12 protein-coding genes are annotated in these 13,250 nt (G+C 43.8%); 9 read left to right on the forward strand and 3 right to left on the reverse strand.

Annotated elements, in window-relative coordinates; genetic code table 11:
- Positions 1-33 precede the first annotated feature (33 nt).
- From IQ276_RS16320 to IQ276_RS16330, 3 genes are all read left to right on the forward strand, one after another.
- A complete protein-coding gene (locus tag IQ276_RS16320) occupies positions 34-384 on the forward strand; it encodes a transposase (protein WP_193922221.1) in 351 nt (116 codons plus the stop codon).
- Positions 347-856 carry a transposase gene (locus IQ276_RS16325; RefSeq protein WP_193922219.1) on the forward strand — a complete coding sequence of 170 codons (510 nt, stop codon included), beginning with the start codon at positions 347-349 and terminating at the stop codon, positions 854-856. Before IQ276_RS16320 ends, IQ276_RS16325 begins: the two co-directional genes overlap by 38 nt.
- Before the next feature lie 461 nt (positions 857-1,317).
- On the forward strand, positions 1,318-1,992 hold the full coding sequence (locus tag IQ276_RS16330; RefSeq protein WP_073643543.1) for a response regulator transcription factor: 675 nt from the start codon (positions 1,318-1,320) through the stop codon (positions 1,990-1,992).
- A 110-nt stretch (positions 1,993-2,102) separates the two neighbouring features.
- On the opposite strand, the gene IQ276_RS16335 is transcribed toward IQ276_RS16330, so the two are convergent.
- Together IQ276_RS16335 and IQ276_RS16340 are read right to left on the reverse strand one after the other, a co-directional pair.
- Positions 2,103-2,756 (reverse strand): pentapeptide repeat-containing protein, encoded by a 654-nt coding sequence (locus IQ276_RS16335; protein ID WP_235115716.1) that lies wholly within the window; start codon positions 2,754-2,756, stop codon positions 2,103-2,105.
- Positions 2,757-2,917: 161 nt separating this feature from the next.
- Positions 2,918-3,412 (reverse strand): hypothetical protein, encoded by a 495-nt coding sequence (locus tag IQ276_RS16340; RefSeq protein ID WP_190882040.1) that lies wholly within the window; start codon positions 3,410-3,412, stop codon positions 2,918-2,920.
- 1,370 nt (positions 3,413-4,782) lie between these two features.
- On the opposite strand from IQ276_RS16340, the gene aroF reads away from it, so the two are divergent.
- The 4 genes from aroF (at position 4,783) to IQ276_RS16360 (ending at position 11,492) form a co-directional block, all read left to right on the forward strand.
- The gene (aroF, locus tag IQ276_RS16345) at positions 4,783-5,655 is read left to right on the forward strand and encodes a 3-deoxy-7-phosphoheptulonate synthase (protein WP_235115717.1); all 873 of its coding nucleotides are present in this window, start codon (positions 4,783-4,785) and stop codon (positions 5,653-5,655) included.
- A 535-nt stretch (positions 5,656-6,190) separates the two neighbouring features.
- On the forward strand, positions 6,191-7,561 hold the full coding sequence (locus IQ276_RS16350; protein WP_235115718.1) for an efflux RND transporter periplasmic adaptor subunit: 1,371 nt from the start codon (positions 6,191-6,193) through the stop codon (positions 7,559-7,561).
- A 68-nt stretch (positions 7,562-7,629) separates the two neighbouring features.
- The gene (locus IQ276_RS16355) at positions 7,630-10,917 is read left to right on the forward strand and encodes an efflux RND transporter permease subunit (RefSeq protein ID WP_235115719.1); all 3,288 of its coding nucleotides are present in this window, start codon (positions 7,630-7,632) and stop codon (positions 10,915-10,917) included.
- Positions 10,918-11,093: 176 nt separating this feature from the next.
- Complete coding sequence (locus tag IQ276_RS16360; protein WP_235115720.1) at positions 11,094-11,492, forward strand: hypothetical protein; 399 nt, start codon at positions 11,094-11,096, stop codon at positions 11,490-11,492.
- Here the strand turns inward: IQ276_RS16360 and IQ276_RS16365 are convergent.
- The gene (locus IQ276_RS16365) at positions 11,489-11,686 is read right to left on the reverse strand and encodes a hypothetical protein (protein WP_190882045.1); all 198 of its coding nucleotides are present in this window, start codon (positions 11,684-11,686) and stop codon (positions 11,489-11,491) included. The genes IQ276_RS16360 and IQ276_RS16365 overlap by 4 nt on opposite strands.
- Before the next feature lie 123 nt (positions 11,687-11,809).
- Here IQ276_RS16365 and IQ276_RS16370 point away from each other — a divergent pair, with 123 nt between their 5' ends.
- The gene (locus IQ276_RS16370; RefSeq protein ID WP_193925456.1) at positions 11,810-12,187 is read left to right on the forward strand and encodes a hypothetical protein; all 378 of its coding nucleotides are present in this window, start codon (positions 11,810-11,812) and stop codon (positions 12,185-12,187) included.
- 331 nt (positions 12,188-12,518) lie between these two features.
- Entirely contained in the window at positions 12,519-13,142 is a 624-nt protein-coding gene (locus IQ276_RS16375; RefSeq protein ID WP_193925458.1) for a Uma2 family endonuclease, read from the forward strand.
- Positions 13,143-13,250: the final 108 nt, after the last annotated feature.

Raw genomic sequence — 13,250 nt, forward strand, 5'->3', positions numbered from 1 at the left:
TCTACTTTTCAACTAAGAAGAGTGGATCACGCTATGGCTGGACGTTTTGAAGGATTGAGTGACTTGGAATGGAAATTGTTTGAAGATATATTTCCCGTTGAGTCAGAAAAGCGTGGTAAAGGAATGCCTCATGCGCCGTATCGCCATGTATTAAATAGTCTGTTGTACATTCTGATTACTGGATGTCGATGGTGCGATCTACCAAGGGGGGATACTTGGGCATCGAAAAGCTCATCCCACCGATGGTTAAAGCGATGGCGTTCAGATGGAACATTTGAATATTTACAAGCGCGTGTGTTAGCGATCGCAAATGAGAAAGGGCTGATAAACTGGGAGTTCGGCGCGGTTGACGGGTCTTTTTCCCCCTGGGAAGGGCGGGGGTGAAGAAGTTGCTTATGGTGGCAAAGGTAAAGGTATCTTAATACACACACTTACAGAAGGTAATGGAATGCCCCTTTCTAACTGTACGACTCCAGCCAACGGTAATGAGAAAGAGCAGGTGTTACCCCTACTTGATAAGGTAAAACTTAAAACTTTGAAGCGTGGTAGACCACGTAAACGGCTCAAGGTACTGGCTGCCGATAAAGGTTATGACTCCAAACAACAACGCGCCAACTTACGCAAACGGGGTATTCGACCCCAAATACCAAAACGAGTCTGGAAAACAAAGAAAAACAAAGGCAGACCCATCAAAATCTCTGCTCCAAGATTCCAGCAAGAGCGTTGTTTTGCTTGGTATCAACGTAAATATCGTCGTTTGGTTGTTCGCTGGGAGCGACAGAAAGTATATTTTGATTCATTCATTGACCTTGCTACTATCCATCTCTGGATTCAAAGAATCTTATTAGTGGGATAGGTTCATATAAATAATTCATTATTTATTTCTGCAATCTAAGCAGAAAGTTAATTTATAGGGCTTCCTGCATAGGTATAGCAAAAGCCTTGGTGGTTAGGACATTAACAGATGATAAAACCTAGACACAAAAAGACTTTTTACCCAGTCCCCAGTCCCCAATCCCTTGCTATAAGGTATAGAAAAAATAGATCCTCGCAGGGTAGCACAGCGGTACTACCCTACCCATGTACCTTATTAAAATGAGAATTGCTATATATCAATTAGTCAACAGGAGAAAATTTTCTGAATTAGTGATATTGAATGATGTGCTTGCAGACATAGCGCAGATGAGAGAAAAATTTGAGCATCGGTTAATTCATTTAGCACTTGCAGTGTTTTCAGTGAGAGTAAAGGTACACTGCAATCAAGTTAGGTTAAGGTAGCATTCTTACTTTGAAATTACGTATTTTAGGAATAAAAAAATGACAGCCCATATTCTTTTAGTCGAAGATGAAGTCAAACTAGCGCGATTTGTAGAATTAGAACTCAGTAGTGAAGGATACAAGGTGAGCATAGCCCATGATGGCATCACTGGATTGACTTTGGCGCGGGAGTCATCGCCAGATTTAGCCGTTCTGGATTGGATGTTACCAGGATTGTCGGGTTTAGAAATTTGCCGTCGTCTGCGAGCCACAGGTAGTTCAGTGCCAGTAATTTTGTTAACAGCAAAAGATGAAGTTAGCGATCGCGTGGCAGGATTAGATGCAGGAGCCGATGATTATGTGGTTAAACCCTTCAGTATTGAAGAACTGTTAGCAAGAATCCGCGCTCATCTGCGTCGCACTCAAGAAACAGATGAAGACTTATTGCAGTTTGAAGACCTAAGCTTAAATCGCCGCACTCGTCAAGTATTTCGCTCTAAAAGAAGCATTGAGTTAACAGCAAAAGAATTTGATTTATTAGAATATTTGCTTTCACATCCCCGTCAGGTATTTACTAGAGACCAAATCCTCGAAAAAGTCTGGGGTTACGACTTCATGGGTGATTCCAATATTATCGAAGTCTATATTCGTTATCTGCGCCTGAAATTAGAAGAAAATAAAGAAAAACGCCTAATTCACACAGTACGTGGCGTCGGTTACGCACTGCGCGAGTAATACCATTTTGGATTTTAGATTTTAGATTTTAGATTTTGGATTTGGGCATTGTTTATTTCTCCCCCTGCCTCCCCTGCTCCCTCATCTCCCTCATCCCCCTCATCCCCCTCTCACTGATGAATCGCACCATCAGGCATAATTGCCCCAGCCAGGTTAGCACCAATTAGTTTAACCAGAAGCCGTTCGCCAGAGCGAATCCGCGCTCCCGTTAAATCAGCACCCCGCAAGTCGGCTCCACTGAGATCGGCACCAATTAAATTAGCAGCGCGTAAATTCGCCTCCCTCATATCCGCTAGAAGTAGGTTTGCCCGAAACAAATTAGCTTCAGACAAATTCGCTCCTCTGAGGTTAACTTTGTGCATAAAAGTATCGCTGAGATTAGCACCGCTCAAGTTGGCATAGCTGAGATTTCGACCAGATAAATCTTTATTGCTCAAATTTGCCCGACTGTAGTCTTTACCGCTCAAGTCAGGATTATGCTTTGATGGTGCATGAATTGTTTCAGGCGGTGTTTGGTGGTGAGACGGCTGTGAGTGATGTGTATGTGTAGTTTGATGTTTGGTTTTTAGAGAGCGCAATTTTTCACGAGCTTCATTTATCGCTTTGAGCTTGTCCTGTGCCTTCTGCTGTAAGCGGAGATTTTCCTTAGGAATGCGATCGGGATGCCAAACAAAAACTAAATCTTTATAAGCCTGGTTCACTTCTTCAAGCGTTGCCCCAGGCTCCAATTCCAAAATTCTATAGTACCGCTCCAGATCGCTCATACGCCATTTTGGTGGACAATCAACTTAATTATGAGTGATACAGCGGTCTATCGGCTGCATCTTTTATATTTGGGGAGTGCTGAGTTAGGAGTTAAGAGTTAGGAGTTAAGAGTTATTATTCTTCCCCTGCCTCCCCTGCCTCCCCTGCCTCCCCTGCCCCCTCATCTCCCCACCTCCCCATTTCTCCATCGAGCGATCGCTCTTAAATATACTGCAACTGGAATTTGATAAACTTCAATAAAAATCCAAACAATAATTGATAAATGTGACAAAAAAGTTAATATTGTCCAAATATATGGCATCCAGGTAATCGGCTCGTTGATGTTAGGAGGAAAATAATAAGCTACTACGCCAATTAAAGTAGTAGGAAGGACTACAAAAGCAGCAGCAGCTAGTCCATAACCCCAACCTAATTCCACGCCTTCTAACTGGGCTTCTGTCCAGCTAAATCCATTCCAACGCCAAACTAAGGGTGGTTGTCTAGAAGGCATCTTAATTTGCTGTAGTTCTAAGTTAACCGTAAAAATCTCTTGGCAAAAGTCACAAGCCATAGCTTCCATCAATGGCATATGAGAAATCTTACCTATCCGACAGACTGGGCACGGGTAAACTTCATGATAGTCAAAAGATTTGGCTAAGATTTTGGGACTGGGCATAATCAAACTGATGATTCTAAAAAGTTGATCTGGTGAATGAGGACTTGGGTAACAATGATGTATGGCATTTCTCAATTGTCTGGAATCAGCTTTCGCAAGGTAAAAACAGAAGTCAGGAAAATTAAACCTTTTAATTTTGGAATCTTAGCTGTTTGAATTTTTGAGGGACTAAGCCGCCGCTGTGAGTTTTCTCTGATTCCTGGGAATTGTCTGTATTTACTCATCTGACACTTTTAAATTTTTCACCATTGATTTTTGATTACTTACACTATTTATTCAGTTATGACATAACAATTTTTGTAAAGTTACATAACTCTAACAATGTCTAATCACAAGCCGCTTTCTTCTTCTAGACAGATAAGCAACAAGCACTTCACTACACAAATTCTGACAAATTGAGGCTAATAAAGCTTAAAATGTAAGCATTTTGAATTTAGAGAGAAGTCTAAAACTTCTTTAAGGCAGGGTGCGGCGGCTTCGAGCTTAGACGCGCCAAGGGCGACTTGCCATAGGCATCACAACAGAAGTGATGAGTCAACGAATTTTGGATTTTAGATTTACGATAGCGGAGCGTAAAGCCTTCGGCATAGCTTCGCTTAGAGCGAGTCCGCGAGCGTCTTTTGGATTCACCCCGCGCCACTTGCGGTGCGGGGCTTGGCGATGCAAGAATTTTAAATTTTGGATTTATTCCGCCCACAAGGGGCGGGGCATGAACCGAAATAATCTAAAATCTAAAATCTAAAATTGGCGCGGTCAATTTCGGGTACTCCTGTACAGAAAGCAAGCCAAGCTTAGCATCTCCTAGAAAAACGCTATAGTCTTGATTCCCCCAATTGTACTGAGTCTATCGCTTTTTTCGCTGTTGTGGGGGTCTTGACACCACTAACCCTTCCTGTTAATGTTAGTATACATAGGTTTATCCAGTTCAAGTTAAATTTTCCAGCTAAAGCGCCTCGCAAATGTTTAACACAAATTCCTACTTTTATTTTTGGCATAGGGTGGTTCACCGGGAGTGAATACAGTTTCCACATGGAAACCACCCGGTGAACCGCAGAGCGAACTCTGCGGTTTTTGTTTTTTTAAGGAGAATTTCATTGTGACGACTTATTTCGGTAGTTGGTTTTACGGCTTCTACTTTTGGCCCAGATATGGTTCCGGGTAGATAGCGTCATGCCAATGAGTCACAACGCGCCCGGAACTTCTCAAAGGTTCCGGGCTTTTTTTTAGTGGGTATTGGGGATTGGGGACTGGGGACTGGGGACTGGGGACTGTTTTCTTAATACCCAATGCCCAATACCCAATCCCCAATCCCCAATCCCCAATCCCCAATCCCCAATCCCCAATACCCAATACTTCAGGAAAATTAAACCATGATTAACGCTAAACTTGCTGCACAATCTTATCCTAACCACCAGACAATCGTTAAACTTTCAGAAAAAGTGGCTTTCGGCGGCGAAGAATTGGTAATTATCGGCGGCCCCTGTACCGTTGAAAGCTGGGAACAAATGGAGACAGTGGCACAAAAGCTATCTACTGCATCGGTACAAGCCTTGCGTGGCGGTGTCTACAAACCCCGCACATCCCCCTACGCCTTTCAGGGTATGGGCGAGTCGGGATTGGAAATTTTGGCAAAGGTACGATCGCACTATAATATGCCTGTTGTCACTGAGGTGATGTCAATTTCCCAAATTGAAGCGATCGCCACCCACGCTGATATGCTTCAAGTTGGTAGCCGCAATATGCAAAACTTCGATTTGCTCAAAGCCTTAGGGCAAGCTGGTAAACCGATACTACTCAAGCGCGGTTTAGCAGCGACAATTGAAGAATTCGTCATGGCAGCTGAATATATTCTCAGCCACGGCAATCCTGATGTGGTGTTGTGCGAAAGAGGTATCCGCAGTTTCGATGATTACACCCGCAATGTCCTAGATTTAGGCGCAGTAGCAGCACTCAAACAAATCACTCACCTGCCTGTGATTGTAGATCCTTCCCATGCCGTAGGTAAACGGGAATTGGTAGCACCTGTAGCTAGAGGTGCGATCGCTTGCGGGGCAGATGGGTTAATAATTGAGTGTCACCCAGAACCAGAAAAATCGGTTTCTGATGCTCGTCAAGCACTTTCTTTAGAAGATATGGTGCATTTGGTTGATAGTTTAAAGCTTGTAGCAACAGCCGTTGGGCGCAGCATATCACAAACAAAAGGGGTGGGTTCTAAACTTACCCCTTTTGTTTGTGCGGCTTGAATAAAATATTAACTTCACTCTCATATACAGGTAAATGAAGTACACAGGTAGGGGCGCAACATGTTGTGCCCCTACAATTATCTGTACCTCAGGCCTGTTGCAATTTGCTGATAAATAATCAGATATTTGCAATTTAATTATGTTTAATATTTTAAAAATGTCACAACATATTCACACCAAAGTCAAACCAGCTTCACAAAAATTTCTCCCTTGAGAGCTAGGCTAAACAATCAATTATTAGTATGCTAATATTTAGGCTAACTAATATTAAGTTAATCTACTAAAAATTGATTCCAACGATTTTGCGGAAAATGCAATGTCTGGCAACAAACCCTACCCTTTGGGGAATGGGTGAAGCTCATTCTGATAATTAATTACTTATTAAAACTAGGCGATCGCTAGTGCAGTCGGCTGATTCTATTAAAACCACTACTTTACCCCTACATATCTGTGCTTTCCCTTTCTCCTGATTGTTGATATGCGTTGTTTAATCTCGGTTCAGACGACAAAGCCTTTACCTATAATTGCTCAAAACATGCCTCGTTTTTATCGCTTGATTTCAAGAGGACGGTTATGGCTACTGGTGCTGGGTTTGACCTACTTGTGTGCTGCTTGTAATGCAACTGACGCTCAATCAAGTGGCAAACAAGCAGGTAAAAAGCAAGCAGTGCCAGTGGTGGTTGCCACTGCGACTCAAAAAACTATTCCCATACAGCTCTCGGCTACGGGAACAGTGGAAGCATATTCTACGGTATCTGTCAAGTCACAAGTGGGTGGACAACTTACTGGAGTTTATTTTCAGCAAGGACAGAATGTCAAGAAAGGAGACTTGTTATTTAAAATTGATTCCCGTTCCTTGGAAGCAGCGCTGATGCAAGCTAATGCTGCCAAAGCCAAAGATTTGGCGCAGGTGAAACAGGCACAGGCAAATGTGGTGAAAGCGATCGCCCAAGTCAACCAAGCAAAAGCCAATGTAGCCAAGGATGTTGTCCAAGCCAAAAATGCAGATGTCCAGGCGAAGAGATACAACAGCTTACTCAAGGAAGGGGCAATCAGTAAAGAACAGGCGGATCAGTTCCAGACGACAGCTGAGGCTCAACGGGCAACAGTCAACGCAGACCAAAATGGAGTAGCAGACGCTCAAGCAGCCGTCACCGCAGCCCAAGCAGATGTACAAAATGCCAAAGCAGCAGTAGCAGCAGATGAAGCGGCGATCGACAATGCCAAAATCCAGCTTTCCTACAGTTCCATTTACTCACCAATTACTGGACGCACAAGTAGTCTGAAACTCAATCAAGGCAACTTGGTAGAAGCCAACGCCACCGATCCTTTAATTACCATCAGCCAAATCCGCCCGATTTACGTCACCTTTTCCATTCCCCAAAGATTGCTGCCAGATTTGAAGAAGTACAGTGCTAACGGCAAGTTAGAAGTCAGTGCCATACCTCCGAAAGACACAGCGCGTCCGATACGCGGTGAACTCACCTTTGTTGATAGCGGACTCAATACCCAAACAGGCACAATTCAACTTAAAGCCACCTTTGCCAACACAGACGATCGCCTAGTTCCAGGGCAGTTTGTCAACGTAGTCCTCAAGCTCAGCGAACAACCGAATATGATAACCGTGCCTTCCCAAGCCATACAAACTGGACAGCAAGGACAGTTTGTATTTCTAGTCAAACCCGACAAAACAGTAGAAATGCGTCCAGTTACCGTAGGCGACACCATTGGCAACGAAACGGCAATCAAACAAGGGTTGCAACCAGGTGAGCAAATCGTCACCGATGGACAATTTAACTTAGTACCCGGTGCGACAGTGCAGGTGAAGCCGGAGGTAGGGAGCGGAGGGGCAGGGGAGCAGGGGGGCGGAGGGGCAGGGGACGCAGGGGACGCAGGGGGAGAATAACTCTTAACTCCTCACTCCTAACTCCTCACTCCTAACTCCTCACTCCCAACTCTTAACTCCTAACTAAGATGAACATTTCCCAGCTATTCATCCGCCGTCCAATCATGACAACCCTAGTGATGGTTGGCATTTTAATATTTGGGCTGATGAGTTACCAACAGTTACCTGTTAGTGACTTGCCCAATGTGGATTATCCGACACTCCAGGTAACGGCTAATCTGCCTGGAGCCAGTCCAGAAACGATGGCTTCTTCTGTTGCAACTCCTTTAGAACAGCAGTTTTCTAGCATCGCCGGATTGAGTTCAATGAACTCTACCAGCTCTTTGGGTAGCGCCCAAATTACGCTGCAATTCGACCTCAATCGGGATATTGACGGGGCAGCACAGGATGTGCAGTCTGCTATTTCTAAAGCAGCAAGGCAGTTGCCGACTAATATGCCCAATCCCCCTTCTTTTCGCAAAGTCAATCCGGCAGATCAACCAGTCCTCTACATTTCTTTAAATTCATCTATTTTGCCGCTTTCAACTGTAGATAAGTACGGCGAAACACTGTTGGCACAACGTCTGTCAATGGTGGATGGGGTGGCGCAAGTGCAAGTGTACGGTTCCCAAAAGTACGCGGTACGGATTCAGCTCGATCCGGAATCATTGAGTGCTAAAGGCATAGGAATCGATGAAGTAGCAACTGCGATCGCTAACGGAAATGTTAACCTACCAACCGGCACACTTTACGGGCAGCAACAGAATTCTACAATTCAAGCAAATGGTCAACTCAATGATGCTGCTAGCTATCGCTCCCTAGCTGTAACTTATCAAAACGGCGCACCTGTGCAGCTAGGTGAACTCGGTCAAGTGCTGGACAGCGTGGAAAATGATAAGATTGCCAGCTGGTATTTTCCTACAAAGACAGGGAATAGGGAGCAGGGAGTAGAAAGTAGGGGAGCAAGAGAGAAATCTTCAATCCAAAATCCAAAATCTAAAATCCAAAATTCTAGCGTGCGGGCGATCGTTCTGGCAATTCAACGCCAACCGGGAACTAATACCGTCCAAGTGGTGGATGCAATTAAGAAACTGCTACCCACCTTCCAAAAACAGATTCCGGCAGCTGTGAACATGAATATTCTCTACGATCGCTCCCAATCAATTCGGGAATCGGTAGATGATGTACAATTCACGCTGTTGCTCACCATCGCTTTGGTAGTACTAGTAATCTTTCTATTTCTTCGCAATATCTCCGCTACAGTCATTCCCAGTTTGGCAGTACCGCTGTCAATTGTTGCGACCTTTGCAGTTATGCTGGTGCTGCGCTTTTCACTCGATAACCTGTCGCTGATGGCATTAACTTTATCAGTCGGTTTCGTGGTGGATGATGCTGTAGTCATGCTAGAAAATATTGTCCGCCACATGGAGATGGGTGAGAGCCGCATGGAAGCAGCTTTAAATGGTTCTAGAGAAATTGGTTTCACAATTTTATCAATGACCATTTCCTTGGTAGCAGTATTTATCCCTGTGCTGTTCATGGAAGGCATTTTGGGGCGACTGTTCCGTGAGTTTGCCATTACCATCAGCGTTGCCATCTTGGTTTCTGGCGTCATTTCCCTCAGCTTAACGCCAATGCTGTGTTCCAGATTCTTGCGTCCACCGCATCATCAGGGGGATGAGGGAGCAGGGAAGGCAGGGGAAGCAGGGGAGGCAGGGGAGGCAGGGGGAGAAATAAACAATTCCCAAATCCAAAATCCAAAATCTAAAATCCAAAATTTCCAGACTCGTCTCTACAATATTTCGGAAAGTTTCTTTGATTTGTTGTTGGGGGGATACGATTGGAGTTTGAAGAAGTCGCTGAAGTATCACCAGACAACGATGGTGATTTCGGGGGCGATTCTTTTAGCGACAGTCTATCTATTTATAGTTGTGCCTAAGGGATTTGTTCCTAATGCTGATGTTGGACAAATCACTGCAACCACTCAAGCATCGGAGGATATCTCCTTTGATGAAATGGTAAAGCATCAACAGGCTGTAGCTGCGATCGCTTACCGCGATCCTAATATTGATTCCATCAACTCCAGCGTCGGGGCTGGAGGACCAAATGCTTCTGCCAACAGCGGACGACTTTTAATCGAACTCAAGCCCCGCCATGAGCGCCATCTCAGTGCTGATGAAATAGTGGAGGAACTCCGACCGAAGTTGTCAACTGTCCCTGGAATCAAAGTTTTCTTGCAAAATCCTCCTGCTATTAATATTGGTGGACAACAGACAAAAGCGCAGTATCAATTTACTCTCCAAAGTCCCAATATTCAAGAGCTTTACCAATACGCCCCACTTCTGGAAAATCAACTCCGCAATCTGTCAGAATTGCAAGATGTCAACAGTGACTTACAAATCAAAAATCCCCAAGTCAAAGTAGACATTAACCGTGACCAAGCTTCCGCTTTCGGTTTGACTGCTAATCAAATTGAAACTGCCCTGAGTAATGCCTACGGCACTCGCCAAGTTTCCACCATCTACGCCTCCGATAGCCAGTATCAAGTGATTATGGGCGTGGAACCAAAATATCAACAAAATTCCAATGCCTTAGATTTGCTCTCAGTTCGTGCCCCCAATGGACAACTTGTACCTCTCAATGCTGTAGCAACTTTGACCAAGGATGTAGGGCCACTAACTATTAACCACAAAGGGCAGCTAGCTTCTGTCACGTTCTCTTTTAATCTCAAGCCAGGAATATCACTAAGTAATGTCACCCCAAAAATTGAACAACTTGCCCGTAAAACACTACCAGCTACTATCAGTACAGCCTTTCAAGGTTCAGCGCAGGCGTTCCAGTCTTCAATTCAGGGTTTAGGATTGCTACTATTGGTTGCCATCTTGGTAATTTATATTGTGTTGGGCATTCTCTACGAGAACTTCATTCACCCACTGACCATCCTTTCTAGCTTACCCTCCGCTGGATTTGGGGCAGTACTAACTTTGTTGCTGTTTCATGTTGACTTGAATATTTACGCCTTCGTGGGCATTATTTTGCTGGTTGGCATTGTCAAGAAAAATGGGATCATGATGGTTGACTTTGCGATCGCAGCTCGTCAAGAAGGCAAGACACCTTATGATGCCATTTATCAAGCCTGCTTGGTGAGATTCCGCCCAATCATGATGACCACAATGGCAGCACTCATGGGCACATTACCCATCGCCCTTGGTTTGGGAGCCGGAGCAGATACACGCCGTCCCCTTGGTTTAGCTGTAGTTGGCGGGTTAGTGTTCTCGCAATTCCTCACACTTTATTTAACGCCGGTTTTCTACACTTACATGGAGTCTTTGCAAACAAGGTTTCAAAAGCACAACTGGCGCAAACAGGCAATATAATTCGTAGGACATTTTCCACCCAGTTTTAAACTTTCCTCACAAAGACGCGATAAATCGCCGTCTCTACAAAGAATTGATTGTTGTAGAGACGGCGATTTATCGCGTCTATTGCCTTAACCGAACAGTATTGCGAGTAAGGTAGTTTTAGTTAGGACAAGCACATTTACCTGTATTTCTTGGAAGCAGAAGTTACAAAAGCCTTGGCAGAAGCTGCTACAGCCTGCGCGAAACACCGAAACGTGAAGGCAGAAGTTACAAAAGCCTTGGCAGAAGCTGCTACAGCCTGCGCGAAACACCGAAACGTGAAGGCAGAAGTTACAAAAGCCTTGGCAGAAGCTGCTACAGCCTGCGCGAAACACCGAAACGTGAAGGCAGAAGTTACAAAAGCCTTGGCAGAAGCTGCTACAGCCTGCGCGAAACACCGAAACGTGAAGGCGGAAGCTACTACAGTCAAGGCGGAAGCTGCTACAGCCTACGCGAAACACCGAAACGTGAAGGCGGAAGTTACTACAGTCAAGGCGGAAGCTGCTACAGTCAAGGCAAAACAGATAAATTTGTCAGTATATGAAGGTTAAGGGTTACTTTTACCCTTATTTCTATCTAGCTTTTCCTGGATAGCTTCTCTGCAAAACTCAGGAGGATCATCTTGTTGCTGCACCGCTTCCTTCATTTCCTTAGTCATACGTATATTCATTTTCTCGGTCAATGGTTTGTCTCTAGTTGACCTAATTGGCTCAAAATTCTGTGGATTACCTTTGGGATTGGGCATTGTTGAGAGATATAAATATAGCTTGATTCTTTTGGAAGCAAAGGAATAGAGTTTTTAATCGGTGGTGTTTTCATCCTGACAAATGGTTCACCACCGATACCACTTTTGAGAAATGGTAATTCCATGTTTACACGATCGCAACTTGAAATCAAAACCATCCCAGAGTTACGTGACTTATGTCGTCAATACGGTATCAAGCCAACAGGTAATCCTGGTTACAAAGTTTCCTACATCACATCTTTGCTGGTATTTCCCCAAATAGCATTACAACAGTTAAGACAAGGAAAAGGATTAAAATCTCCTGGTTTGGCTGTTATCCAGTTTTTAGAGGGAGTGACAGATGAGATGAACTCACCCACTGATGAACAAGCAGCACTCATCAAAATCGCAATGGAAGGAAAAAGAATGAATTATCAAGATAGGTATGACCAAGAGAATTTGCTGAACTTACACAAAGCAAAAATTCACTTGGAAATGGCTATTGGATTACTCAGTCAGTAAAGTTAATTTTTAATCGCTAACTTTTGACTCCCTTCATTCTGGACGGGAGTTTTTTTGTATTACGATTATTTTTGATAGTTTAGCTTGGTTAATTTTACCATGATGGCGATCGCCAAGGTTGGGTAGTTGGTGCGATCGTCAATCCACAGTCCCCAAACATCAAAAATCTGTGGCGTGAAACTTCAGAGTGTGAGAAGTAAAATATTCCATACAAGAGCTAGGTTTACAAATATCAAAAATTGATTAACCAAGTTTAAATACTTGTTAACACAGTCCAAAGGTAGATTCATCCATTTTTAACTCTCCCCATTCCCCACTCCCCTAAATTACTATGACTCAAGCCTTACGCAAACTAGTTACATTTGATGAATTTATTGCTCAGTACCCAGACAACTCACAAAAACGTTATGAACTCCATGATGGAGTAATTGTTGAAATGGCACAACCAACAGGCGATCATGAAGAGGTAACAGGATTTTTGGTGAGAAAATTGAGTGTCGCATTTGACCACTTAAATCTTCCCTACATCATCCCCAAAACAGTATTTGTCAAACCACCGGAAAACGAATCAGCTTATTCACCAGATATCCTGATACTCAATCAGCCCAACTTAATAAATGAACCTCTGTGGAAAAAAGCATCGACTGTAAGCCAAGTCGCATCTATTCCTTTAGTGGTGGAGGTAGTCAGTACTAATTGGCGTGATGATTATCACAAAAAATACGCTGACTATGAGGAAATGGGAATTCCTGAATACTGGATTGTAGACTATGCTGCATTAGGCGGTAGAGAATTCATTGGCAAACCCAAACAACCGACTATCTTAGTTTGCTCTCTAGACGAAGGTGAATATCAGATTAATAAATTTCGAGGTGATAACCGTATTCAATCACCAACTTTCCCAGACTTAAATTTAACCGCAGAACAAATTTTTACCGCAGGTTTTGTCAGCTGATACCATTTTGGATTTTAGATTTTAGATTTTAGATTGGGCATCAAGAGTACTGAGTTAAGAGTTAGGAGTTTAGAGTTCATCTCCCTCATCTCCCCCATCTCCCTCATC

It is taken from the genome of Desmonostoc muscorum LEGE 12446 (genome assembly GCF_015207005.2).
Classification (GTDB): Bacteria; Cyanobacteriota; Cyanobacteriia; order Cyanobacteriales; family Nostocaceae; genus Nostoc; species Nostoc muscorum.